Genomic DNA, 23,910 nt, shown 5'->3' on the forward strand with positions numbered 1-23,910 from the left:
GGCATTCCCACGCGGAGCGTGGGAACGATCACCGATCACTTGAGGCCTAGCCGCTTGGCCATGCGCCCCAGGTTGGCGCGGTCCAGGCCCAGTTCGCGGGCGGCGCTGGCCCAGTTGTGCTGATGGCGTTCCAGGCAGGCGCTGATGAGTTGGCGCTGGTAATGCTCGGTGGCCTGGCGCAGGTCGCCGCTGACCACCGGGAGGGCAGGGGCCGGTACCTCTTCGGCCGCAGCCGCAGTCACGTCGGGCAAGTCCAGGTCCAGGGCGCTCAGGCTGAGAATCTTGGGGCGCTCGCGGCAGTTGCCCAGGGCTTTCAACGCGCTGCGTCCGATCAAGTGCTCCAGCTCGCGCACATTGCCGGGCCAGTTGTAGGCCGTTAGGGCCGCCTGGGCATCTCCGGTCAGGCGCAGGCTGCCCAGGCCCATGCGTGAGCGGTTCTGTTCGAGGAAGAACCCCGCCAATAGCAGCACATCACGCCCGCGCTCGCGCAGCGCTGGCACTTGCAGTGGGTAGACGCTCAAACGGTGGTAGAAGTCGGCACGGTAGCGGCCATTGCGCACCTCTTCGGCAAGGTCGCGGTTGGTGGCAGCAACCAGGCGCACATCCACCTGGTGCTCCTTGTCCGACCCCAGGCGCTGCAACTGGCCGCTTTGCAGCACGCGCAGCAACTTGGCCTGCACGGTCAACGACAACTCACCCACTTCATCCAGGAACAAGGTACCGCCATTGGCCAGTTCGAACTTGCCCCGGCGCTCGTTCGACGCGCCAGTAAAGGCGCCGCGCACATGCCCGAACAGTTCGCTCTCTACCAAGGTCTCGGGCAGGGCGGCGCAGTTGAGGCTGATCAGCGGTTTGTCGGCGCGGGAGGAGGCGGCGTGGATCGCCTGGGCCACCAATTCCTTGCCGACCCCGGTTTCGCCGGTAATCAGCACGGTCAAGTCACTGCCGCCGACCAGGTTGATTTCCTCGACCAGGCGCTTGTGCGCTTTGCTCTGGCCGATCATTTCCTTGGGCTGCTGGCCACTGGCCTGGCGATAGATCTCGGCGCGCTGGTGCTCGTCTTCGGCCCGCAGCGCCAGGCGCTCGATGCGTTCAGCCACGTTGACGGTGGCCGCGGCGAGGCTGGCGAAGGCTTGCAGGGCGTCCAGCTCGACCCGTTCAAAGCGCTCGGTATCGAGGGCGTCCAGGGTCAGCAGCCCCCAGGGCTGGTCGTCGATAAACAGCGGGCAGCCCATGCAGTCGTGGACTTCCAACTGGCCGTGCAAACCGGCGACCAAGCCGTCATAGGGGTCAGGCAATTGGCTGTCACTGTCGAAGCGGGTAGGGCCGGGGCTGCTCAGCAGGATCTCGAAGCGCGGATGTTCGCTGACCTTGAAGCGTCGCCCCAAGGTATCGGCGCTCAAGCCGTCCACGGCCAGCGGCACCAACCACTCGCCGTCCAGGCGTAACAACGCGGCGGCGTCGCAGGGCAGCAGTGCACGCATGGCTTGCAGCAGGCGCCGGTAGCGCTCGCCTTCGGGCAAGTCCCGGGACAGGTCAGCGACCAGCGGCAGCAAGGTGGTGAGCAGGGGTTGTGCAGTCATAATGACTCCTTGTAGTCCTTATGACTATAAATTGTAGGAGGTCATACTGACTACAAAATATTTAACTTGTTGAAAATAAAGGATTTATAAGTTGGCATGATTGCTGACTGTTATAAGGCAATCAGTAAGAAGACCCAGGAGTCTCCCATGCTTAGTGCCCAAGACCGTGCAATCATCAAATCTACCGTGCCCCTGCTGGAAAGCGGCGGCGAAGCGCTGATCACGCATTTCTATCGCATGATGCTGTCCGAGTATCCCGAAGTCCGCCCACTGTTCAACCAGGCCCACCAGGCCAGTGGTGACCAGCCTCGCGCCCTGGCCAATGGCGTGCTGATGTACGCGCGGCATATCGACCAGTTGGACCAACTGGGCGACCTGGTGGCCAAGATCATCAACAAACACGTGGCGTTGCAGATTCTGCCGGAGCATTACCCCATTGTTGGCGCCTGCCTGCTGCGGGCTATTTCCGAAGTGCTGGGCAGCGAGATTGCCACCCCCGAGGTCATGAGCGCCTGGGGTGCGGCCTATGGCCAGTTGGCGGACATTCTGATCGGCGCCGAAGCGGCCATCTACGACGAAAAAGCCCAGGCGCCCGGCGGCTGGCGGGGGGCGCGGGCGTTCCTGTTGGTCAAGCGCGTGGAGGAGAGCGACGAGATCATCTCCTTCTACTTCGCGCCGGTGGACAACGGCCCGATCCTGGCCGCAGCGCCCGGCCAGTACATCGGCCTGAAACTGGTGCTCGATGGCGAGGAAGTGCGTCGCAACTATTCCCTGTCGGCCCTCACCGACACCGGGCTGTACCGCATCAGCGTCAAGCGCGAAGCGGGCGGGCGGGTCTCCAATTACCTGCACGACCAGATGCATGTCGGCGCGACCATTGACCTGTTCCCTCCGTCGGGCGAGTTCACCCTGGCCGCCAGTGATAAACCGCTGGTGCTGATCAGCGGCGGGGTAGGCATTACGCCCACGCTGCCGATGCTCGAAGCCGCCCTGGCAACCGAGCGCCCGGTGCATTTCATCCATTGTGCCCGTAACGGCGGGGTGCATGCGTTCCGTGACTGGGTGGACACCCTGGCGGCCAAGCATCCGCAGCTCAAGCGTTTCTACTGCTACGCCGAGGATGACGGCATCAGCCCGGCGGCAGACAAGGTCGGGATGCTCAACCAGGAGCAACTGGCGGCCTGGTTGCCTGAGCAGCGTGATATTGATGCTTACTTCTTGGGCCCCAAGGGCTTCATGGCGGCGATCAAGCGGCATCTCAAGGCGCTGGGTGTGCCGGAGAAGCAGGCGCGCTATGAGTTCTTTGGCCCGGCGGCGGCGCTGGAATAGAATTTGGCCAATTGACCCTATCGGCATTATCGCGGGCAAGCCCGGCTCCCACAGAGGATCGCATTCCAATGTGGGAGCCGGGCTTGCCCGCGATGGCGTCCGCACAATCACTACATTTGCCACGATTAATCCGCTGTTAACCCCCCTCTGTTTTAACCACTGCCTGTGTGTAAACTTGTTGCCATCAGGCACAACCATAATCAGAGAAAGGGAAAGACGGGGATGATTGACGACATGCGTTTAGGCAGGGAGCGGCGCTTTCTGGTGTTGCTGGGCATCATCTGCCTGGCGCTGATTGGCGGGGCGCTGTACATGCAAGTGGTACTGGGCGAAGCACCGTGCCCGCTGTGCATTCTGCAACGCTACGCCTTGCTGCTGATTGCGCTCTTCGCGTTCATCGGCGCGGCCATGCGCACCAAGGGCGCGCTGACGTTCTTCGAAGGGTTGGTGGTGCTCAGCGCCTTGGGTGGCGTGGCTGCGGCCGGCCACCATGTGTACACCCAGTTCTTTCCCCAGGTCAGTTGCGGCATCGATGTGTTGCAGCCGATCGTTGACGACCTGCCCCTGGCCAAGGTGTTTCCCCTGGGCTTCCAGGTCGACGGCTTTTGCAGCACCCCCTACCCACCGGTCCTCGGCCTGTCCCTGGCCCAATGGGCGCTGGTTGCATTCGTGCTGACGGCGATCCTGGTGCCCCTGTGCATCTATCGCAACCGTCATCCCAAAGCCTGAACCGCCGCGCCTGCCGAACGCTCCGTTGCTTCTGAATGAAGGCGGAGCGTTTTGTTTGTAGGGATTTGTGAAAGCACCGTGACGAGGGGCAACGGAAGGTGCGCGCAGCGTGCGACATGTTGTCACATGAACGTTGTCGCAGGACGTTTCTGACCCGCCAAATCGGCCCTTGGATTTGCACCCCACGTACAAATTGTGCTGTCAGTTCGTGGTTCCCACGGCGGCCCGATTCGTGTGCGGCCCCAATCCCTGAAGCATCTATGAATGCCTTGTTTTATGGGCACTTGGATACCCTTGGCATGCCCTTACAGGCCGTAAGGGAAGTGGCACTGTGCCCAATAACACGGCAATTTTTGTGGTTTTTGTTGAGAATCGAACGCGATAAGATCGCGAATCTTTGCAACTTTGGTGAAGGATTGTTGCTGGAATCGATAAAAATTATTTCTCTATAAGACATGGTTTATACATCGCTAGCTAACTACAATCGCCCGCACTGAATGTCCGGTGCTGTTCAATATTTGAGCATTGGAGCGGTCGAGGAGCAGATGGAAGGCTCAATGCGACCCCAGGTTCCGGCAGCCTTTCAACTATCCGCACCAAATGGAATTGGTCTGTAACAAGGCCTTTAGCCACGAAATCGAATAAGAACTCACTGCAGGTCCGTGAAACGTACAGTCATGACGTGTCGGGCAGGCTCTTATTCAATCGAAGAGAAATGCCAACCCTTGGCAGGGTGAAGTGTTGGCGATCAAAACCCAACTGCATTGCGCAAGCTGCTTTAGAGGTCGTGAGATGAGTAAAAACAGGTACCCCCGATTACTAGGCTTTTTGCCGCTGCTTGGCATGATGTTAATGCTGGGAGGCTGCAAGTGGACCTTGCTCGACCCAAAAGGACAGGTCGGTCTGGATGAACGAAACCTGATCATCACCGCTACCCTGCTGATGCTGCTGGTTGTGGTGCCTGTGATCGTGATGACCTTCGCCTTCGCCTGGAAATACCGCGCGTCCAACACCAGCGCCACCTATGCGCCGAAGTGGTCGCACTCCACCAAGATCGAGATCGCGGTGTGGTTGGTTCCGATCCTCATCATCATCGCCCTGGGTTACGTCACCTATAAGTCGACCCACGCGCTGGACCCGTATCGTCCGCTGGAGTCCGACGTCAAGCCTGTGAACATCCAGGTGGTCGCGCTGGATTGGAAGTGGCTGTTCATCTACCCGGACCTGGGTATCGCCACTGTCAACGAGATCCGCTTCCCGGAGCACACCCCGCTTAATTTCCGGATCACCTCCGACGCCGTGATGAACTCGTTCTTCATCCCTGCACTGGGTGGCCAGATCTACGCGATGGCAGGCATGCAGACCCGCCTGCACCTGATCGCCAACCAGAAAGCTGAAATGGAAGGCATCTCCGCCAACTACAGCGGCGCTGGCTTCACCGGCATGAAATTCAAAGCGATCTCGACAAGCCAGGAAGATTTCGACGCCTGGGTAGCTGCAGTCAAGGCCGCACCTAAACAGCTTGATCAAGCTGAATACGACGCTCTGACCAAACCGAGCCAGAACAACCCTGTCGCCTTGTACTCCGCGTATGAGCCGGACCTGTTTCAGAAAATCGTCGACAAGTACGAAGGTATGAAGCCAGGCAAGCCGGTCAAGCACGAGAAGAAAGAAGTGGCCGTGGTTGAAGGTTCTGATACGGGCGCGCATTCAACTGCTGGGGCAGAGGAGTAAACGATGTTTGGTAAATTAAGTTGGGACGCGGTCCCATTCCACGAGCCGATCGTAATGGTGACTATCGCCATGATCGCGCTGGGTGGTTTGGCGCTGGTTGCGGGTATCACCTATTTCAAGAAGTGGTCCTACCTGTGGACCGAGTGGTTGACCTCGGTCGACCACAAGAAAATCGGCGTCATGTACGTCATCGTTGCCATGGTCATGCTGCTGCGTGGTTTTGCCGACGCCATCATGATGCGTACCCAGTTGGCCATGGCCACCGAGGGTTCGCCTGGCTACCTGCCACCTGAACACTATGACCAGATCTTCACCGCTCACGGTGTGATCATGATCATCTTCATGGCGATGCCATTCTTCACCGGCTTGATGAACCTTGCCTTGCCGCTGCAGATTGGTGCGCGTGACGTTGCCTACCCGTTCCTGAACTCCCTGAGCTTCTGGCTGCTGGTGTCCGGCGTGGTGCTGATCAACGTTTCCCTGGGCGTCGGCGAGTTCGCCAAGACCGGTTGGGTTGCGTATCCGCCATTGTCGGGGCTGCAATACAGTCCGGGCGTGGGTGTGGACTACTACATCTGGGCGCTACAGTTATCAGGGCTCGGGACGACATTGACGGGGGTCAACTTCCTGGCCACCGTCCTGAAAATGCGCGCCCCTGGCATGAAACTGATGGACATGCCGATCTTCACCTGGACCTGCACCTGGGCAAACGTGCTGATCGTGGCTTCGTTCCCGATCCTGGCCGCTACCATGGCGCTGCTGTCGCTTGACCGTTACCTGGATTTCCACATTTTCACCAATGAACTTGGTGGCAATCCAATGATGTATGTGAACCTGTTCTGGGCATGGGGTCACCCTGAGGTGTACATCCTGATCCTGCCAGCGTTCGGTATCTTCTCCGAAGTGATCTCGACCTTTACCGGCAAGCGCCTGTTCGGTCACCACTCGATGGTCTACGCCTCTGGCGCGATCTCCGTACTGGGCTTCATGGTTTGGCTGCACCACTTCTTCACCATGGGTTCGGGGGCCAGCGTCAACGCCTTCTTCGGCCTGGCGACGATGCTGATTTCCATCCCGACGGGGGTGAAGCTATTCAACTGGCTGTTCACCATCTACCACGGTCGTCTGCGCATGACCAGCCAGGTCCTGTGGACCCTGGGCTTCATGGTGACCTTCGCCATCGGCGGCATGACCGGCGTACTGCTGGCCATCCCGGGTGCTGACTTCGTGCTGCACAACAGCCTGTTCGTGATCGCCCACTTCCACAACGTGATCATCGGTGGTGCTGTATTCGGCTACATCGCTGGTTTCAGCTTCTACTTCCCGAAAGCGTTCGGCTTCAAGCTGCACGAAGGCTGGGGCAAGGCTGCGTTCTGGTTCTGGATCTCGGGCTTCTTCGTCGCGTTCATGCCGCTCTATGCACTGGGCTTCATGGGCATGACCCGTCGTCTGAACGCCACCACCAACCCTGAGTGGGTACCGTACCTGTACGTTGCCATGTTCGGTGCGGTGATGATCGCTGTGGGCATCGCCTGCCAGCTGATCCAGCTGTACGTCAGCGTGCGTGATCGCAAGCAGAACATGTGCGAATCCGGCGACCCATGGAACGGCCACACCCTGGAATGGTCGACCTCGTCGCCACCACCGTTCTACAACTTCGCCGTGATCCCTACTGCGAACACCATTGATGCGTTCACCGAAGCCAAGGAAGACGGTACTGCGTACCAGAAGCCCAAGCACTACGAGCCGATCCACATGCCAAACAACACCGCCACTGGCGTGGTGATGGGTGCGCTGTTGACCGTGTTCGGTTTCGCGATGATCTGGCACATCTGGTGGCTGGCAATCGCGAGCCTGGTGGGCACTATCGGTTACTTCATCATTCACGCTGCCCGTGATGATCAAGGCTACATGGTGCCGGTCGAAACGATCGAACGCATCGAAGCCGAGCAACACGCTCGCCTGGTAGCCGAGAAGAAGATCCCGGCCAACCGTGTAGAAACCTCGTTGGAACAGGCTTAAACCATGTCGAACTTAGTGACCAATGCTGGACACGCCCATGTCGATGACCATGGGCACGATGACCACCACCACGACTCGGGGCCGATAACCGTCTACGGTTTCTGGCTCTACCTGATGACCGACTGCATCTTGTTTGCGTCGATCTTCGCGGTGTACGCGGTACTGGTAAACAACGTAGCGGGTGGCCCGTCGGGCCACGACATCTTCGAACTGCCTTACGTGCTCGGCGAAACCGCCTTGCTGTTGTTCAGTTCGATCACCTACGGCTTCGCCATGTTGGCCTTCTACAAGGGCAACAAGAAGGGCGTACTGAGCTGGCTGGGCCTGACCTTCCTGTTCGGCCTGGGCTTCATCGGCATGGAGATCAACGAGTTCCACCTGCTGATCTCCGAAGGCTACGGCCCGCACCGTTCCGGTTTCCTGTCGGCGTTCTTCACGCTGGTCGGCACCCACGGTCTGCACGTATCCGCTGGCCTGCTGTGGATGGCAGTGATGATGTATCAGGTCAATAAGCACGGCCTGACCAACACCAACAAGACCCGCCTGAGCTGCCTGAGCCTGTTCTGGCACTTCCTGGACGTGGTCTGGATCTGCGTATTCACCGTCGTTTACTTGATGGGGACTCTGTAATGGCTAATGCACACTCCCATGACAGCCACGATTCAAGCCACGGCAGCGTAAAGTCGTACGCCATCGGCTTCATCCTGTCGGTCATCCTGACCCTGATCCCGTTCGGCCTGGTGATGTACCCAACCTTGCCGAAGTCGATCACCTTGATGATCGTCCTGGCGTTCGCGGTGATTCAGGTTCTGGTTCACCTGGTGTACTTCCTGCACCTGGACCGCTCCAAAGAGCAGCGCGAGAACGTGATCGCGTTTGTGTTCGCAGGCCTGGTGATCGTTCTGCTGGTTGGTCTGTCGCTGTGGATCATGTTCAGCATCCACACCTACATGATGGCGAAGTGAGGTAAGACCCGATGTCGCTTAAGCACTTTATCCAAATCACCAAACCGGGGATCATTTTCGGTAACGTGCTTTCTGTGGCGGGCGGTTTCTTCCTGGCCTCCAAGGGACATGTCGATCTGGCCATCTTCCTGGCTGCAATGATCGGTACGTCCCTGGTGGTTGCTTCCGGTTGCGTATTCAACAACTGCATCGACCGTGACATCGACATCAAGATGGAGCGCACCAAGAATCGCGTGCTGGTCCAGGGCCTCATCTCCCTGAAGCTGGCACTGATCTATGCGACCGTCCTGGGTGTTGCCGGTGTGGCCCTGTTGTACAAGGTGGCCAACCCGTTGGCGGCGCTGTTTGCCGTGATCGGTTTTGTCATCTACGTCGGCCTCTACAGCCTGTACCTCAAGCGCAAGTCGGTTCACGGCACGCTAGTGGGCAGTCTGTCGGGGGCAATGCCGCCGGTGATTGGTTATGTAGCTGTGACCAATAGCTTCGACATGGCCGCGCTGACGCTGCTGGTGATGTTCAGCCTGTGGCAGATGCCGCATTCCTACGCCATCGCGATTTTCCGCTTCAATGACTACCTGGCTGCGTCGATTCCGGTATTGCCGGTCAAGCGTGGCATCCAGGTGGCCAAGAAACACATCCTGCTCTACATCCTGGCCTTCCTCGTGGCGACCTTGATGTTGACCTTCAGTGGCTACGCCGGCATGAGCTACCTCGCCGTCGCCGCCGCGATGGGCATGTACTGGTTGTACATGGCCTGGACCGGCTACAAGGCGGTGGATGACACCGTCTGGGCGCGCAAGCTGTTCGTGTTCTCGATCTTCACCATCACCGCGCTCAGCGTAATGATGTCCCTGGATTTCCAAGTGCCGAAAGAGCTGTTGCTGACCTACGCCCACTGAGTGGTCTTGCAGTAAAAAAGCCCCGCCTTCGAAAGTCGCGCGGGGTTTTTTATTGAGCGCTGCGCTAAACCGGATACGCTGCGTTATCGTTGACGTTTTTCGCGAGCGAGCTCGCTCCTACCTCCCAATTCTACAAATGCAGGAAGCAATGCAATGAGTAAAAAAGCCGTGATGGTCTTCAGTGGCGGGCAGGATTCGACCACCTGTCTGATCCAGGCCCTGCCGCTGTATGACGAAGTGCACTGCATTACCTTTGATTACGGCCAGCGCCATGTGGCAGAAATCGAAGTGGCCCAGAAGCTGGCCAAGCAGTTGGGGGCCACTGTGCACAAAGTGATGGATGTGTCCCTGCTCAATGAGCTGGCGATCAGCAGCCTGACGCGCGACAACATCCCGGTGCCGACCGTGAACAGCTCGGGTGAAAGCCTGCCGAGCACCTTTGTGCCGGGGCGCAACATCCTGTTCCTGACCCTGGCTGCGATCTATGCCTATCAAGTGAAGGCCGAGACCGTCATTACCGGTGTGTGCGAAACCGACTTCTCAGGCTACCCCGATTGCCGGGATGAGTTTGTCAAAGCACTCAACCAGGCCCTCAAGCTGGGCATGGAATACGACGTGCGCCTCGACACCCCGTTGATGTGGCTGAACAAGGCCGAAACCTGGGCCCTGGCCGACTACCACGGGCAACTGGAGCTGGTGCGCGAGCAGACGCTGACTTGCTACAACGGCATCATCGGTACCGGCTGTGGCGAGTGTGACGCGTGCAACCTGCGCGCTCGGGGCTTGAATGACTACCTGCAGAACACGACACCTGTCATGCAGAGCCTCAAGCACAAGTTGAAACTGAAATAACCCTTGCAGGAGCGAGCTTGCTCGCGAAAAACCTGAGAGCGCCGCGTTCCACCAGATGCGCTGCGTGATCGTTGACGTTCTTCGCGAGCAAGCTCGCGCCTACAGGATTATTGATAGCGCTTGAACAATGAACGTGCCCCGTAGGCCGGCAGGATGTTGAAGAACGCAAAGCCGACTTTGATCGCGATCTGTACATAGATCATGCTGAGGATGTCGCTGGTCTGCATCGCCCCGTAGAAGGCGATAAAGCAGAACAGGAAGCTGTCGATAATCACCGCAAAGAACGTACTGAGGAATATCCGCAGGTATAGATACCTGGAGTTGGTCAGCTCCTTGATCTTGCACAGCAAGTAGGAATTTATATTCTCCGACACCAGGAACGAGACCGAAGAGGCCACCAGCACCGACGACACTTGCAGGATCACGTCGGTATAAGGCCCATCCAGCTTCCAGCCCGGTAGCCCTGGCAGGAACGTGGAGCCATACAGCAGGATGATGATCATCGCGTTGCTGGCAAACGCAAACAGAATGGCTCGCCTGGCCAGGCGCAAGCCAAAATTCTCGTTGAGCAAGTCCACGATCAAGAAGGTCAGCGGGTACAGGAACGTGCCCGGCGTGACGATGATGCCCAACGACTCCAGGTAAATCGGTTTGGTCGCGGCAATGCTGGTGAAGATATAGAAGGTGAACAGCAGCAAGTTCAGGATGATGTAGATCATCCAGGAGTTTTCATTGCGGTCGTTTATATCGTAGGCGGTCAGCGTTCCGCCTTGAGAGTAGAACTTCTTGTACAGGTTCTTGATTTCCATCTTGTTGAAGTTGTCCATCATTTCACTGCTGAGCACTTCACTCAGCTTGATCTTGAGGACCTTGCCCGTGGCGATCACCATGATCACCGCCAGGCGCTTGTCGTTTTCAAAGCCCAGCAACTTGTATTTGCTGTTTTCCACGGCGCCCTCAGACGTTGTCATTGAAGCGCTCCTCAAGGATGTCGCCGATGACACACAAACGCTCTGAGTTCCCGCAGGGTTCGAGGGTGATGAACAGCTTCTTGGTGGCGCGGTCGTACACCAGTTTTTCTTTATCGTCGCTCGACGAGCCTTTCTGCACGATCAGCAAGTCCCCCGGTTCATTGAGGCCGGGAATCCCGTGCTCCAGGCGCACGCCGATCAGGTTGCAGGCGCTGCCAAAGTAGTAGGTCAGCGGATGAAGCGTGGCCAGCTCACCGATGCGCTTGCCCAGGCTTTGCATGAGCAGGCTTTCCTTGAGCACAGGCACTGCCGCCGGGTTCTTGTTACCCAGTGGGGAAACATTGCTCTCGATGACTTCCTTGGCTTCAAAACTGATCGTCTCGATTTCTTCGTAGGAGACGCCAAAGAAGTCAGAGATCTTGCGTATCGTCGACTGCTGTACGTTAACGACCTTGCCTTCCAGGATGTTATAGATGGTGGTCCTGGTCAGGCCGGCGGCACTGCTTAACGAAAGCTGGGTTTCGCCACGACTCTTGATCAAGTACTTGATGTTGCTCTTCAAGTGCTCGGTTTTTTCCCGTCTGTGTATCAAGTGCTCACCACTTCCATTTAGTCATCAGTCCATGCCGGCAGAACCCATTCTTGACGGTTCGCGGCAGTGAAAGTGTTGCATGCGCCCGCTACAACAATAAAGTACTGAGTGCAGGGATACGCCTCGGTGGTAAATCAGGCAACGGCTTTCTCGTCATACTCTTCTGAACGGCCAGCGCGAATCCCTCGCGCCTCTACAAGGAGTAGTCACCATGGTGCGTGTCAGTCGTCGATCCCTTCTCGCCCTGGGCGCGGCCCTGCCTGTGTTGGGGCAGCTCAATTGGGCGCTTGCCAGCCCGGCGCCGACGAAATCTGACAAGGTACTACTCAATTACAACGAAAGCCCCTACGGCCCTTCAGACGCGGCTCGCCAGGCGATGGAGCGCGCGATTGCAGCCTCCGGGCGTTACCCTTACCCGGACATGTATGCATTGGCCGCGTTGTTTGCCGAGCAACAGGGCATCGCCGAAGAAAACATCGGGGTATTTGCCGGTTCGATGGCTGCCCTGCGTTACGCGGTGCTGGCGTTCGCCAGCCAGACCCGCGGCCTGGTGATGGCCACGCCGTCCTACGAAGTACCGCGCCAGGCGGCCGAATCGATCAAGGCGCCGGTGCATGAAGTTAACCTCGACGCCCAGCATGCCCACGATGTGCACGCCATGCTCGCCGCGGACCCACAGGCCGGCATGCTGTACCTGTGCAACCCCAACAACCCGACCGGTACGCTCACCTCGACCGAGGCTATCCGCCACGCTCTGGTGAATAAACCCAAGGGCAGCGTGCTGGTTGTGGACGAGGCTTATATCGACTTCTGCGACGCCCCCAGTTGCGTAAGTTGGGTCAAGGAACACCACGACCTGCTGGTACTGCGTACCTTCTCGAAGATCTATGGCATGGCCGGTGCGCGCCTGGGCCTGGCGATCGGCCACCCGGCGCTACTGGAGCGGTTGGCCGTGTTCGGCGGCGACAACGTCCCGGCCGGCGCCAGCTTGCTGGCCGCCCGTGCGAGCCTGGAAGACGCGCAACTGGTGGGCCAACGCAGAGCGCTCAATGCCAGGTTGCGCGATGAGACGATCGCCTGGCTCAAGGGCCGGGGCTTTACCTGCACCGTTTCCCACAGCAACTGCTTCATGATCGACGTGAAGCGCCCGGCAGAGCAGGTGATTGAGCAGTTGGCGGCACGGAATGTACTGGTCGGGCGGGTGTGGCAGGACTGGCCGCAGTGGGTGCGGGTGACGGTGGGCAATGAGCAGGAGATGGAGCGCTTTCGCGAGGCGTTCGCGGCGCAGGTCTAGCCCCTGGGTTTGCATCCGTTGCCTGGACAGGTAAGCCAGGCATGCTGCATGCTCGACCGGGTTGAATGATCAAGGAAGACACCCGTGCGACCTAATGGCCAACCCGATAAAAAATCGCCCATGCTGCCCGAGGATATGCGCCGCTTGCTCGATACCGAACTGAGCCGCCGTGGCCTGGGACACTTCGAGGTCTACCAGTGTGGGCCGACGCTGGACCAAGCGCAGATTGTGTCCAATTACCCCGAGGCCATGGAGCCTTCCGACACGGCCGACGATTTCTACCGGCGTGGCGAGCTGGTTTCATTGACCCGTACGCGGATCAAACCATTTTTCTGGAGTGATGAACACCTGCTGGCCGTGGCCGATGAGGCGGTGCCGGTGCCGGGCCCCTACAAACCCGTTGGCGAGGGCGCCAGTTTTATCGTGCATGGCAATCGCGGCTTCTACTCGGTGCTCAATCTGTGCAGCTTCGGCGAACATCGGCAATTTCGCGAGACCGTGCTGGCCCATCAAAGTGAACTGCAGATGCTGTTGGTCTCGATGTACGACGAGGCCCTGGAAGATCACGCGGCGCCTGTCGAACAACAGACGGTGCTGACCCCAAGGGAAACCGAAGTATTGTCCTGGGTCAGCCTGGGCAAGACCTACAACGAAGTGGCACTCCTGACGTCGATGACCTCCCATACGGTCAAGTTTCATATGAAGAATATCTTCGGCAAATTGCAGGTCAGCAACGGCAAATCAGCAATCGGCAAGGCCCTGCAATTGGGCTATATCCGCCACCCGGCCTGAGGCCGCAATCACCGCCTACCTGTCCAAATGGGTAGCTTGTTCGCCGCACAGTGCTGCATTAGTTTGCCCAGCTATGGAGTTTGGCGCCGGACACACCGGCGCCGCCATTGCGAAAGGACATCCGGATGAGCCGCTCTGCAGCTTTGCTCCACACCTGTGCCAGCGTGCTGCGCTGATGGGTACTTTTCACGCCTTGCGCGGCCTTAATGCGCGGTTGCAAGCATTGTTCATGATCACGCTGGTGTTCCGCACGGGCACCCTGGCGTTTCCTTTTTACGCGGCGTACCTGATTCATCAACACGCGATATCGGCAGGTACGGCAGGCCTGTTGGTCGGCGTGTATGGCGCGGGCGCCCTGTGTACCGACCTGATCATCGGCGCCGTGATCAAGCGGTTTTCGGCCAACCGGGTCATTCTCGGTTCGTTGTTGTTCAACGCGGTGTTGCTGCTGGTCATTCCCTCGGTGGATAACCTGCTCGCGCTGTTCCTGTTGTCGTTTCTCTGGGGGGCCTGTTACGAAGCCTTCACACCGGCCGCGTTCTCCGAGACTGTGGCTCACAGTAATCTTGAGTCACGCAAAGTGGCGTTTTCCTGCAACCGATTGGCGATCAACATCGGCATGGCCATCGGGCCGCTACTGGGCAGCTTGATCTTCCTCAGCAATGCCGACGCGGTCTTCTACATCAATGCCGTGCTGTCCCTGCTGGCCTTCGCCGCCTGCCTGCGGTTTGGTCGGTCTCGGCAGGCCACCCAAGGCGTACCTGTCGCCGTCAAAGGCGAGGGCTTGCCCGAGGTGGCGGCTCATGAGCGTTCGCGACTGCTGGTGATCCTGTTGGCAGCGCTGCCGGTGCACGTGGCTTACGCATTACCGCCGACTTTTCTGTCGGCGTACATCATCAACTACACCCAATTGCCGGCCTATTACGTGGGCATCATCTTTTTTATCAATGCGTTGCTAGTGATTGTGTTTGAAGTGCCGATCAACCTGCGCATGGCGCACTTGTCGAGCAGTCGCTCGCTGATCATTGGCCTGTTGCTGGCAGGCTGCGGTTTCTTCTTGATGGGCTTTGGTCAGGTCGGCGCGCTGTTGGTGCTTGCTACGGTGTTGTGGAGCCTGGGCGAGATGATTGTGTTCCCCGCGATCACCCACTACGTCAGCAGCATTTCCAGCCGCGACAGCGTGGGCCGCAACCTTGGCTACTACTCGGCGGGCGTCAACATCGGCGTGATGATCGCGCCCTCGTTGGCGTTCATGTTGCTGGCCCGGCCAACCTTGCCGTCACCGTGGCTGCTGGCAGGCTGTGTGTTGCTGCTGTTCGCAATCGCCGTGGGGATGATGAAAAGCTCGGCGGTGTTGTGGAATAAAGAGGCGTAGACGGCAACCGGCGCTGCGCCTTGCACGCGCGCCTGGTTGCGTCAGTACTTACTGGGCGGCGATGGCGTAGCCGTCAAAGGCGCTTTGCTGTTGCAGCGCGGTCACGATGCTCTTGCGCGTGACCGGTTGCTCGGCGCCGCTGTTGTCGATGAAGGTTTCGCTCGCAAGTTCCGCCTCGCTGCCTTCGCCCACAAAGGTGAACCCCAGGAACTCCAGCGCTTCGCGGTCCACATTGAGCTTGGAGCGCGGCGTGCGCAGCGGCAAGGTGACGCTGATGCCATCCTTGCTGATCACAAACACTTCGGTGTCTTTCTTGGCGCGTGCAGCCTTGCCCTTGCCGGCGCTCGGGTTGCTGATGGCCTGGTGCGACTGGTTAAGCACTTTGAGGGCCAGGCCATAGACCAATTCCTGGAACTCGGGATCGTCCTTGAAGCTGGACAGGATGCGGCTGATCGAGAACTGGCTGCTCAGGTGTTCCAGGGCGGCGTTGTCTGCGGCTTCGGCGTCTTTCAATTGTTTGAGCTGGCCCATCAGGTCATAGGCTTTGTCATCGTCGAAGGCATCGTGGGCCTGGCGGATGGCAACGCGTAGCTCGCGGATCTGGTCGCTTTCCTTGGAGGTGTGAAACGCGTCCAGCACCATCTCGCTGATGATCTTGGCGGCTGGCACATGCTGTGAAAGATTGATGGCGTTTTCGTATTCGGCTTTGGCGTACAGGGCGACTACGGATTCTTCGGCGGATTTTTCGGTGTAGGAATCAGACATTAAAATTTCACTGCGTAGTATGCGGAGAGACAAAAAAACGTCGGGCATTTTCAGCGGGTGAGGGGATCAGGTCAAGGCAGCCCGCTATTCGTCCAGCTGTGTGAGGCACGCCTGGAAGATATCCAGGCCTTCCTCCAACACCGCAGGTTCAATGGTCAGCGGGGCCAGCAAGCGCACGATGTGCCGCGACTTGCCGCTGGGCATCAGCAGCAAGCCAGCCTCTCGCGCCAGCTCCAGCAGTTGCGCCAGTTGCTTGGGAGCGGGTGTGCCGTCGGCATGGGCCAGTTCAATGCCCCGCATGGCGCCGACACCGGTGAGGCGGCCCAGGTAGGGCGACAGTTGCTGCGCGCGCCAGGCTTCATAGCGACCCACAATCGCGGCCTCCTGCGCGACGCCCCAGGCGTGCAGGTTTTTGTCGCTCATCACCTCAAGGGTCGCCAGCGCCGCCGCGCAGGCGACGGGGTTACCGGAGTAGGTGCCGCCCAGGCCGCCTTTGGGCAGGTTGTCCATCAGCGCCTTGCGCCCGACCACCGCCCCCAGCGGCATGCCGCCGGCGATGCTTTTGCCGAGCAGTAGCAGGTCCGGCTCGATGCCCAGGCGAGAGAAGGCGAAACGCTGTCCGGTGCGGCCAAAACCCGACTGGATTTCATCGATGATCAGCAGGATGTTGTGCTGGTCGCAGAAGCGTCGCAAGGCTTGGGCAAACTCAGTGTCCAAGGCTAGAAAACCGCCTTCGCCCTGCACCGGCTCGATGATGAAGCAGGCCACATCGTTTATGTCGATTTCCACGCTGAACAGACGCTCCATCGCCTTCAGCGCGTCGGCGCAGGTCATGCCGTTATCGGTACTGGGGTAGGGCAGGTGATACACAGGGCCGGGCAGTAAGCCGACCTTCTGCTTGTAGGGCGCGACCTTGCCATTGAGGTTGAGGGTTGCCAGGGTGCGCCCATGGAAGGCACCGTCGAAGGCGATCACCGCCGTGCGACCAGTGGCACCACGGGCGATCTTCAAAGCGTTCTCTGCCGCTTCTGCACCGCTGTTGGTGAGCATGCCGCTGACGGGGTAACCCACCGTGATAAAGGCGCTGAGGCGTTGCATCAACTCGATGTAGGGCGTATGCGGTGCGGCGTTGAACGCGTAATGGGTGAGCCGGGCCGCTTGCTCGCAAATGGCCGCCACCACGGCCGGGTGGCAATGGCCCAGGTTGAGCACGCCGATACCCCCGACAAAGTCGATGTAACGCTTGCCTGCAGTGTCCCAGACCTCGGCGTTTTTACCGTGACTGAGGCTGATGGGGTGAACGATGGAAATCGACTGGCTGATGCTAGCGTGACTCATGGCTCTGGGACTCGGCAGTGGTGGGCGCAGCGCTATCTAAGCCGCGCGCCCGGCCTTGCCGCAAACGAAATAAAGTCGCCGTGTCATTCCACCTTGGAAGGAGCTGCGACTATTCCGACACCCCATCCTTGCCCGCCGCCTTGGATCGGTACAAGGCTTGATCGGCCCGCGCCATCAGCGCAGCCGGGGACTCGCCCATGCGCCGCTCCACCACGCCCAGGCTCAGGGTAAGGTTCAAGGCGCCCACGGGGGCCGCCTCCTTGATTTTATGGCGAATCCTTTCGGCCAACTCTTTGGCCTCGTCCAGGCTGCTTTTGGGCAGCACCACCATAAACTCATCGCCGCCCCAGCGCGCCAGCAAGTCGCTTTTGCGTACGCAGGCTTCCAGATGTTCCACTACCCGTATCAGGGTCTGGTCGCCGACGCCATGGCCGTATTGGTCATTGATCGGCTTGAAGTCATCGACATCCATGGCCACCAGTGCCAGGGGCAGGCGGAAGCGTTCGGCGCGGTCGCATTCCTCCAGCAGCACTTTTTCCAGGCGGTACCGGTTGGCGATGCGCGTCAGGGCGTCCCGCTCGGCCAAAGAGCGGTTTTCGTCCAGTTGTAATTGCAGTTGCTGGTTGACGCGCGACAACTCAAGCGTGCGCTCCGCGACCAGCGCTTCCAGAGACTGGTTGCGCTTTTGCAACTGTTCGATGGAGCATTTGCGCGTATGGATATCGCGGTGTGCGCCGACCATGCGCGCCACTGAACCGTCGGGGTTGCGGGCAATGACGTAGCCGCGGTCCTCGATCCAGAGGTACGTACCGTCTTTTTTGCGACAACGGTATTCGGCCCGGTAATGAGCGGCGCGTAGGCTGATGTAGTCATCGAACACCGTCATCACGCGAGGGTAATCCTCGGGGTGGATCACGTTCTCCCAGGTGAAGACGCTGTTTTCCAGGGAGTGGTGGGAGTAGCCAAGCATTTCGTACCAGCCGGGATTGCGGTAGACGAAGCCGGTATTGGCATTCCAGTCCCAGATGCCATCACTGACCAACTCCATGATGGCGTGCAACAGGTCGACGTTAAGGTCGGAAACCTCATGGCGTAGCGGTTCTTTGCCGGATGTATCGTCCATCTGCACGCTTCCTGCGGGGGCTGGCGCCCAAGGCCAGTCATGGTTGACGCCGATACTCCGTGGCTGGCGCTACTGTACATCGGCGCTTGCGCGCTTTGAATAGGGCAGGTGTGCTGCTTTTGACGAGTGGCGAAACGCTATTTTTCTGGCGCCATCATCTTTGTTCGAGGCTTCCCATCCGCGTTGTGCTGGTAAATGGCTTGCGGTTGGCCCTGCTCATTGAAAAACACCTGGCCAATGCCCGCCGAGTTCCACAGCCGCTCACCCGCTTCGGCGTGCTCTGGAATATAGGGCACCACCTGCATGGTGCGGCGGCGGGTAAACCAGTTAAGCGGCGAACGCGGGGAGTAGAGCCAGCGGTTGAGGCGGTCGAACCATTCCAGCAGGCGCGGCGGGAACTCGTTCTTGATGCCGCTGCTGGTGATTTGCCAGATATTGGGGCCGCCGTTGCGGTGGCGGATCAGCACTTGGTAGACAAACGAGTAATGCACATCACCGGAAAGGATCACGTAGTTACCCGGCGTGCGCGAGTGGCGGAAGATATTCAAAATCACTTGGGCAGCGCCGCGGTGGGCCATCCAGTTCTCGGCGTCCACCAGCAGTGTGAAGCCACACCAGCTGAAAACCTTCTGCACCGTCTCGATCAGCTTGACGCCAAAGACCGGCGCGGGCGAGACAATGATGGCTGACGGGTGGTCCAGTAGCGCTTGTTGCAGTTCGCTCAAGGCTTCCCAGTCCAGCAGGCCGGAAGGTTGCTTGAGGGTGAACTCGCTGCGCCAGCGTCGGGTGCGGGTGTCGAGTACCACCAGCGCCGGGGTGGTGGGCAATACGTAGTGCCACTGCTGGAATTTCAGCAGTGTGGTGACTAGCTCATCCTGCTGTGTGGCGTCCAGGTGGTTGTCTTGCGCCTGGTTGGCAAGTGCCTGGGTTTGGCTCACCAGTTCGCCAAACACCTTGGGCTGGTTGCCCCAGCCCTGGCATAAAAGATAGGCCATCAACGCATTACCGATGATGCGTTTGGAGAAGGGATGGCCGTAGGCAGTTTCTTCCCATTGGGCGCTGAGGTTCCAGTCGTCGGTGATGTCGTGATCATCAAAGATCATCAGGGTCGAGAGGTGGGCGAATACCCGGGCGACCCCTGGAAGGCCACTGCGAAATTGATCGATCTGTATCTGTTCGCGGGCATAACGCTGCTGTTCTTGCGCGCTCAGTTGCGGCGGTTGGGGGGAGATCAGTGTCCACGGTGTGGGCGACCAGGCCAGCAGGTACATGGCGATCACTTCGGCAAAGGTCACCAGGTGATTATCGGCGGTGCTGCTGGTGAAAATCGGTTTCTTCACGCCGCCGAAAAAGCGCTCACGCAAGGTCTCGTTACTGTCCAGCGCGGGGAGCAGGTCGGCGCGATGGTAATAGCTGGCGCGATGCCCGTAGAGGGCGGCACTGTCGTCAACCACGGCCCCTTCCAGGTATTCGTCGAACAGGCCCAGGCGCGCGATTAATTCATGAATTGCCCGCAGCATGGGCCCCGCGACGTCGTCGGCGTAGACCTGGTCGCCGCTCATCATCAGCAAGGCGGGGCGTTGTGCCACGGTGGGAGCTTGCGCCAGCAGACGATCAATGCACAGCAACCCGTCATCAGCGCGATGGTGAGGCTTGCGGCAGGAGCCGTGGACCAGTTGGTGGATGCGCCCATGCACGACGAAATCGGGCAGCGTGGCGCCTGCGTACAGCAGATGGGGTGCCCACTGGGCTATTCCGCAGCCGTCAATAAACAGGTCATAGTGGATGTTTACATCCAGAGGCAGGGCGTCAGTCAGGGGCACATCGATCAAGTGGATAAACGAATGGCGCCCGACGGGAACGATCTGACAATGTGCATGAAGGTGAATATCCAGCGTTGATCCCTGAGCGTGCTGCAGCCTCATAACCAGCTTCAGTTCCCGGCTCGCCACCAGCCATAGCACCACACGCTTTGGTTCCAGGCGGCGCAGCAACGGGCCGGCAAGTACGGGGGGAAGTGACTGCAGTTCAGGCATGACGCGATCGGCTCACTAATAAGACAAGCACTCAGTATAACGCTGAAAATGTCGGCATTTCGTCAACGAACGTCAGACAGTAATATGTTGTGGCTATTAATGAATAAGCAGCGCCCTGGGCGCTACTTATTTAGTAGTTGCGCTTAAGTAAGTTTACTCAAAGAACATGGCCTTTGCCGAGACTGTCCAAGCCACCACCATTACGTCTGCCGCCTCTGTCTGCGGTGACCCCATTGTCATTAATCGAATTATCGGGAGCGATTTGATCGAGGCTTCGTTTCGAGCGTGAGTTGACCTTCTCGCTGGCTTGGGTGTCTTGGTCGGGGGCGGATTGGGAAATGTAAGTATTGACGGGATTAAAGCCGGTAGAATTGAACACGGTAACGCCTCACTATTAATGGCATGGTTTACATGGCATGTTCTTCCCTGTAACAGTGCTCGGCGTAAGTTAGTGGAGTTCGGTGTTTTTTGCGAGGTGTTCTATGTTTCTGTTTGTGATGGGTGAGTTGGTTTTATTGTTGAATTTTGGTTGTTTTATTTTGAAACTTTTTTAAAGAAATGCAATGTTGTATGAGTATATGTTTGGTTTTCCGTCCTCGGTTATGGGGCAGCAGGGGCAATATGGTTGCCCCTGCCGGCAAATGGCTCAGTTGTTTGCCTCAATCGTCACCTTCGGTACGGTAAATCGAAACTCGCTGCCCTGACCCTGCTTGCTCTCGGCTTCGATCCTGCCGCCATGCGCCTTAACGATGCCTTGGGTGATATACAGCCCCAGCCCGCTGCCGGTGGGGTTGTTTTCAGTCTGGGTCCAATAGCGATCGAACACATGGGGCAAATCGTCCGGCGCAATGCCCTCACCGGAGTCGCGCACCGAAAATACAATCTCCTCGCCGGCGCTCATGGCGCTGATGCCGATGTTGCCCTGGCGCGGAGTGAACTTGATCGCATTGCCGATCAGGTTCGACAGCACCTGGAACAAGCGCTCCGGGTCGGCCTTGATTTGCAGGCCAGGCTCGACATTGAACGACAGGTCGATGCCCTTTTCCGAGGCCAAGGGCGCCAGCAGCGAATACGCCTCTTCAAAAATCTGGCTGACGTCCAGCGCCACCGGCTTGACCACATAGCGCCCGGCCTCGATTTTCGAGGTGTCGAGCAAGTCTTCCAGCAACACGTTCATGCGCCCGGCAGCCTGTTGCATGGTGTCAATGGCGGAAGAAATGCGCCGTGAAGTGTGGGGGCCATCGGAGCTGAAGGCTTTTTGCATCATGCCGCAGAGCATGGAGATGACGGTCATGGGGTTGCGCAGGTCGTGGGAAACCACCGCGACCAGCTCGTCCCGCGCACGCACCGCTTGTTGCTCGCGCAGCACTTGGCGGGACAGGTCGTTCTCCAGGGCCGAGCGGCGCAAATCGTTGGCGGCAAACAGGTCGCCATGGCTCCACTTGGTGGAGATACCAGCCATTTCCACTTTCCAGATTTCAAACGAGGTGCGTGGGCGAAGGCGCATGCCCGCGTCGCAGGTTTCCAGATTCAGCGGCTTCTGCGGGTCGCCACTCCAGTGGATGTTCTCTTTGACTTCCGGGCGAAACCACAGCACCCCGTTATCCACAGGCTTGGGCAAGCTCATGGCGAGCACGCCGCTGGCCACGCTCTGGTATTCGGCGGCCGGCGGATAAACCGAGGCCAGGTTATGGCTGGAAAATACCGGTGCGCCGTCGCCCTGCAACCACTTGTGCAGCGCGCGTATCTGCGCCGGTTCCGGGCAGTTGCCGTAGCGGTGTAATTGCTTGTCTTCGATGATCGCCACGCCGCCGGAGAGGGTCAGGTCCATCAGCAGTCGGCCTTGCTGGGCCAAGCCGTCGAATACGTTATTGGCAGAGGCTTTCATCGCCCGATCCAGCAGCGCCAGCGCTTCGACTTTCTCGTCGCGCTGGCGGGTCAGCTCCAGGGCCTCCATGGCACTGATCTGCAATGACAGCACCTGGCCGATGGTCTGGCAGGCCATGCGCAGGTCGTTGGGCACCAGCAGCGGCTCACGGTTGCCGCAACTGATCAGGCCCCAGAGTTTGTCGCCTTTCATCAGTGAAATACTCATGGACGACAACACGCCCATGTTCTGCATGTACTGGCAGTGAATCGGCGACACGCTGCGCAGGGTGGCGAAGCTCAGGTCCAGAGGCTGCCCGGTGTCCGGGCGCAATTTGGGCACCAGCGGTACCGGTTCGTAGGACGCATTCGGGATGATCCGTAGCCAGTTGGTGCGATACAGCTCGCGAGCCTGCTCAGGGATGTCGGACGCGGGGAAGAACAGCCCGTTGAACAATTCCATGGACGGCGCCGAGGCCTCGGCGATCACCTGGCCATGGCCTTCCTCTTCGAAGCGATAGATGAGCACCCGGTCATAACCGGTCATGGCCTGGATTTCGTTGACGGTGATGGCGTAGAGCGCCTCCAAGGTCTTTGCCGATTGCAGGCGGTGCAGCATCTTGCCCAGGTCGCTGGTGCGGCCATTGTGCGCTCGGGGTTTGAAATCCTTGAGCCGTGGTTCGAATTCCAGCACTAACACGCCCTGGTGGCGATGCAACAGGCCTTCGAACTGCTCACCCTTGAAGGTTATCAGCAGGGGCGGCGAGTCCAGGAATGCGCTGTCCTCGGCCATGGTTTGCACGGCCCGGGCGTACTCCTCGCCAATCAATCTGTGCAACGGTTGATCCAACAGCGCCTCGGGGGCGTGGCCGAACAACGTACCGACGTTGGCACTTACCTGAATGATGTTCAGGCCAGGTTCCGACAAAGTCAGCAGCACGCCGTGGGGCTGGATGGCCCCCGGAAAACGAATGGGTTCGTCGGCGCAGTTGGCAAGCAGCTCTTCAAAATCTTCGGGTTTCATAGCAATACCTCCTGGCTGTCGAGCCATTGCTCAAAGCCGCTGAATGTCGAGCGGGCCGCCATCACCGCGCGCACGGCGGCATCTGTATCCAGTGGCTGACGGCCCAGATAATCGAGGAAATCTTTCCAGCGCCGTCCGGTCTCGGCGCCGTATACATTGAGAAAGGCACCGCCGTTGTCGGCGTTCACATCCAGGCGCAGGGCTATTTCCCGGCGCAGCACTTGGCCGCCCAGGGTGGCGCCTTCCAGCACATACAGGGCGCCGAGGCACGCAGCCGGTGTGTCTAATAGGGGGAGCTGGGTACAGCGAGGCAGGGCATGGATGGCGTGCTCAGTCAGGCCGAGCGCGTGCAGGTCATGGACCAGGGTTGGCGTTTTCACACGCAACGCAGACTCATATCCGTCGGGAATCAAACCGCTGTCATACAGCGCCGCTTCCATTGGCTGATAAAAGCCGTGGTACGCCTGCAGCAAGCGCCGATACCACTGGGCATCCAGGCGCTCGGAAAAAAACGGCAGGCGCTGTTCCAACGCCACATGCAGCAGGCCCGTGCCCGTGCGCAACGTTTCCAACAAGGAGGGCGCACTAACGTCATGGGCCTGTGAATGCATTCAATGAGCT

General features: G+C 59.0%; 21 protein-coding genes. 11 read left to right on the forward strand and 10 right to left on the reverse strand.

Annotation, left to right across the window (positions count from 1 at the left end):
• Nucleotides 1-35 precede the first annotated feature (35 nt).
• Complete coding sequence (norR, locus tag JFT58_RS22540; RefSeq protein ID WP_054896964.1) at nt 36-1,583, reverse strand: nitric oxide reductase transcriptional regulator NorR; 1,548 nt, start codon at nt 1,581-1,583, stop codon at nt 36-38.
• 147 nt (nt 1,584-1,730) lie between these two features.
• Here norR and hmpA point away from each other — a divergent pair, with 147 nt between their 5' ends.
• From hmpA to queC, 8 genes are all read left to right on the forward strand, one after another.
• On the forward strand, nt 1,731-2,912 hold the full coding sequence (gene hmpA / locus JFT58_RS22545) for an NO-inducible flavohemoprotein (protein WP_054896963.1): 1,182 nt from the start codon (nt 1,731-1,733) through the stop codon (nt 2,910-2,912).
• A gap of 222 nt (nt 2,913-3,134) precedes the next feature.
• Nucleotides 3,135-3,641 (forward strand): disulfide bond formation protein B, encoded by a 507-nt coding sequence (locus JFT58_RS22550; protein ID WP_047711744.1) that lies wholly within the window; start codon nt 3,135-3,137, stop codon nt 3,639-3,641.
• A 792-nt stretch (nt 3,642-4,433) separates the two neighbouring features.
• Nucleotides 4,434-5,375 (forward strand): ubiquinol oxidase subunit II, encoded by a 942-nt coding sequence (gene cyoA / locus JFT58_RS22555; RefSeq protein WP_054896962.1) that lies wholly within the window; start codon nt 4,434-4,436, stop codon nt 5,373-5,375.
• Between the two features lie 3 nt (nt 5,376-5,378).
• Nucleotides 5,379-7,397 (forward strand): cytochrome o ubiquinol oxidase subunit I, encoded by a 2,019-nt coding sequence (gene cyoB, locus JFT58_RS22560; protein ID WP_003194053.1) that lies wholly within the window; start codon nt 5,379-5,381, stop codon nt 7,395-7,397.
• A gap of 3 nt (nt 7,398-7,400) precedes the next feature.
• Entirely contained in the window at nt 7,401-8,027 is a 627-nt protein-coding gene (locus tag JFT58_RS22565; protein WP_003194052.1) for a cytochrome o ubiquinol oxidase subunit III, read from the forward strand.
• Nucleotides 8,027-8,362: a cytochrome o ubiquinol oxidase subunit IV gene (gene cyoD, locus JFT58_RS22570; RefSeq protein ID WP_003194051.1), complete on the forward strand. Its 336-nt coding sequence runs from the start codon at nt 8,027-8,029 to the stop codon at nt 8,360-8,362. The genes JFT58_RS22565 and cyoD overlap by 1 nt, the downstream gene beginning before the upstream one ends.
• A gap of 11 nt (nt 8,363-8,373) precedes the next feature.
• Nucleotides 8,374-9,261, forward strand: a complete 888-nt coding sequence (cyoE, locus tag JFT58_RS22575) for a heme o synthase (RefSeq protein ID WP_003194050.1) — start codon at nt 8,374-8,376, stop codon at nt 9,259-9,261.
• Between the two features lie 153 nt (nt 9,262-9,414).
• Complete coding sequence (gene queC / locus JFT58_RS22580) at nt 9,415-10,113, forward strand: 7-cyano-7-deazaguanine synthase QueC (RefSeq protein ID WP_054896961.1); 699 nt, start codon at nt 9,415-9,417, stop codon at nt 10,111-10,113.
• A gap of 107 nt (nt 10,114-10,220) precedes the next feature.
• On the opposite strand, the gene JFT58_RS22585 is transcribed toward queC, so the two are convergent.
• Nucleotides 10,221-11,084: a queuosine precursor transporter gene (locus JFT58_RS22585; protein ID WP_014719862.1), complete on the reverse strand. Its 864-nt coding sequence runs from the start codon at nt 11,082-11,084 to the stop codon at nt 10,221-10,223.
• A complete protein-coding gene (locus JFT58_RS22590; RefSeq protein WP_080757657.1) occupies nt 11,071-11,676 on the reverse strand; it encodes a helix-turn-helix transcriptional regulator in 606 nt (201 codons plus the stop codon). The genes JFT58_RS22585 and JFT58_RS22590 overlap by 14 nt, the downstream gene beginning before the upstream one ends.
• 211 nt (nt 11,677-11,887) lie before the next feature.
• On the opposite strand from JFT58_RS22590, the gene ptaA reads away from it, so the two are divergent.
• The 3 genes from ptaA (at nt 11,888) to JFT58_RS22605 (ending at nt 15,137) form a co-directional block, all read left to right on the forward strand.
• A complete protein-coding gene (gene ptaA, locus JFT58_RS22595) occupies nt 11,888-12,970 on the forward strand; it encodes a pyoverdine biosynthesis transaminase PtaA (protein WP_054896960.1) in 1,083 nt (360 codons plus the stop codon).
• Nucleotides 12,971-13,054: 84 nt separating this feature from the next.
• A complete protein-coding gene (locus tag JFT58_RS22600) occupies nt 13,055-13,762 on the forward strand; it encodes a helix-turn-helix transcriptional regulator (RefSeq protein ID WP_054896959.1) in 708 nt (235 codons plus the stop codon).
• Between the two features lie 175 nt (nt 13,763-13,937).
• Nucleotides 13,938-15,137, forward strand: coding sequence for an MFS transporter (locus tag JFT58_RS22605; protein WP_169918863.1), 1,200 nt, complete (start codon nt 13,938-13,940; stop codon nt 15,135-15,137).
• Between the two features lie 48 nt (nt 15,138-15,185).
• Here JFT58_RS22605 and JFT58_RS22610 read toward each other — a convergent pair whose 3' ends face one another.
• From JFT58_RS22610 to JFT58_RS22640, 7 genes are all read right to left on the reverse strand, one after another.
• The gene (locus JFT58_RS22610; protein ID WP_034128720.1) at nt 15,186-15,902 is read right to left on the reverse strand and encodes a hypothetical protein; all 717 of its coding nucleotides are present in this window, start codon (nt 15,900-15,902) and stop codon (nt 15,186-15,188) included.
• 84 nt (nt 15,903-15,986) lie between these two features.
• The gene (locus tag JFT58_RS22615; protein ID WP_054896958.1) at nt 15,987-17,240 is read right to left on the reverse strand and encodes a 2-aminoadipate transaminase; all 1,254 of its coding nucleotides are present in this window, start codon (nt 17,238-17,240) and stop codon (nt 15,987-15,989) included.
• 109 nt (nt 17,241-17,349) lie between these two features.
• Nucleotides 17,350-18,363, reverse strand: a complete 1,014-nt coding sequence (locus tag JFT58_RS22620; protein WP_054896957.1) for a sensor domain-containing diguanylate cyclase — start codon at nt 18,361-18,363, stop codon at nt 17,350-17,352.
• A 137-nt stretch (nt 18,364-18,500) separates the two neighbouring features.
• A complete protein-coding gene (locus JFT58_RS22625; RefSeq protein WP_054897821.1) occupies nt 18,501-20,399 on the reverse strand; it encodes an alkaline phosphatase D family protein in 1,899 nt (632 codons plus the stop codon).
• Between the two features lie 157 nt (nt 20,400-20,556).
• Nucleotides 20,557-20,778, reverse strand: coding sequence for a hypothetical protein (locus JFT58_RS22630; protein ID WP_125919832.1), 222 nt, complete (start codon nt 20,776-20,778; stop codon nt 20,557-20,559).
• Nucleotides 20,779-21,045: 267 nt separating this feature from the next.
• The gene (locus JFT58_RS22635; protein WP_054897820.1) at nt 21,046-23,289 is read right to left on the reverse strand and encodes an ATP-binding protein; all 2,244 of its coding nucleotides are present in this window, start codon (nt 23,287-23,289) and stop codon (nt 21,046-21,048) included.
• Nucleotides 23,286-23,900: a biliverdin-producing heme oxygenase gene (locus tag JFT58_RS22640; RefSeq protein WP_054897819.1), complete on the reverse strand. Its 615-nt coding sequence runs from the start codon at nt 23,898-23,900 to the stop codon at nt 23,286-23,288. The genes JFT58_RS22635 and JFT58_RS22640 overlap by 4 nt, the downstream gene beginning before the upstream one ends.
• Between the last annotated feature and the right edge of the window lie 10 nt (nt 23,901-23,910).

It is taken from the genome of Pseudomonas sp. MF6767 (assembly GCF_016405475.1).
Lineage (GTDB): Bacteria > Pseudomonadota > Gammaproteobacteria > Pseudomonadales > Pseudomonadaceae > Aquipseudomonas > Aquipseudomonas paracarnis.

What these genes read in the sequence shown, in the direction of transcription:
- JFT58_RS22620 (WP_054896957.1), bottom strand. Translation starts at nt 18,363, where the DNA reads ATGGACGATACATCCGGCAAAGAACCGCTACGCCATGAGGTTTCCGAC.
- JFT58_RS22550 (WP_047711744.1), top strand. Translation starts at nt 3,135, where the DNA reads ATGATTGACGACATGCGTTTAGGCAGGGAGCGGCGCTTTCTGGTGTTG.
- JFT58_RS22610 (WP_034128720.1), bottom strand. Translation starts at nt 15,902, where the DNA reads ATGTCTGATTCCTACACCGAAAAATCCGCCGAAGAATCCGTAGTCGCC.
- hmpA (WP_054896963.1), top strand. Translation starts at nt 1,731, where the DNA reads ATGCTTAGTGCCCAAGACCGTGCAATCATCAAATCTACCGTGCCCCTG.
- cyoD (WP_003194051.1), top strand. Translation starts at nt 8,027, where the DNA reads ATGGCTAATGCACACTCCCATGACAGCCACGATTCAAGCCACGGCAGC.
- norR (WP_054896964.1), bottom strand. Translation starts at nt 1,583, where the DNA reads ATGACTGCACAACCCCTGCTCACCACCTTGCTGCCGCTGGTCGCTGAC.
- cyoE (WP_003194050.1), top strand. Translation starts at nt 8,374, where the DNA reads ATGTCGCTTAAGCACTTTATCCAAATCACCAAACCGGGGATCATTTTC.
- JFT58_RS22625 (WP_054897821.1), bottom strand. Translation starts at nt 20,399, where the DNA reads ATGCCTGAACTGCAGTCACTTCCCCCCGTACTTGCCGGCCCGTTGCTG.
- JFT58_RS22635 (WP_054897820.1), bottom strand. Translation starts at nt 23,289, where the DNA reads ATGAAACCCGAAGATTTTGAAGAGCTGCTTGCCAACTGCGCCGACGAA.
- JFT58_RS22565 (WP_003194052.1), top strand. Translation starts at nt 7,401, where the DNA reads ATGTCGAACTTAGTGACCAATGCTGGACACGCCCATGTCGATGACCAT.
- JFT58_RS22615 (WP_054896958.1), bottom strand. Translation starts at nt 17,240, where the DNA reads ATGAGTCACGCTAGCATCAGCCAGTCGATTTCCATCGTTCACCCCATC.
- JFT58_RS22605 (WP_169918863.1), top strand. Translation starts at nt 13,938, where the DNA reads ATGGGTACTTTTCACGCCTTGCGCGGCCTTAATGCGCGGTTGCAAGCA.
- JFT58_RS22585 (WP_014719862.1), bottom strand. Translation starts at nt 11,084, where the DNA reads ATGACAACGTCTGAGGGCGCCGTGGAAAACAGCAAATACAAGTTGCTG.
- queC (WP_054896961.1), top strand. Translation starts at nt 9,415, where the DNA reads ATGAGTAAAAAAGCCGTGATGGTCTTCAGTGGCGGGCAGGATTCGACC.
- JFT58_RS22640 (WP_054897819.1), bottom strand. Translation starts at nt 23,900, where the DNA reads ATGCATTCACAGGCCCATGACGTTAGTGCGCCCTCCTTGTTGGAAACG.
- cyoB (WP_003194053.1), top strand. Translation starts at nt 5,379, where the DNA reads ATGTTTGGTAAATTAAGTTGGGACGCGGTCCCATTCCACGAGCCGATC.
- ptaA (WP_054896960.1), top strand. Translation starts at nt 11,888, where the DNA reads ATGGTGCGTGTCAGTCGTCGATCCCTTCTCGCCCTGGGCGCGGCCCTG.
- cyoA (WP_054896962.1), top strand. Translation starts at nt 4,434, where the DNA reads ATGAGTAAAAACAGGTACCCCCGATTACTAGGCTTTTTGCCGCTGCTT.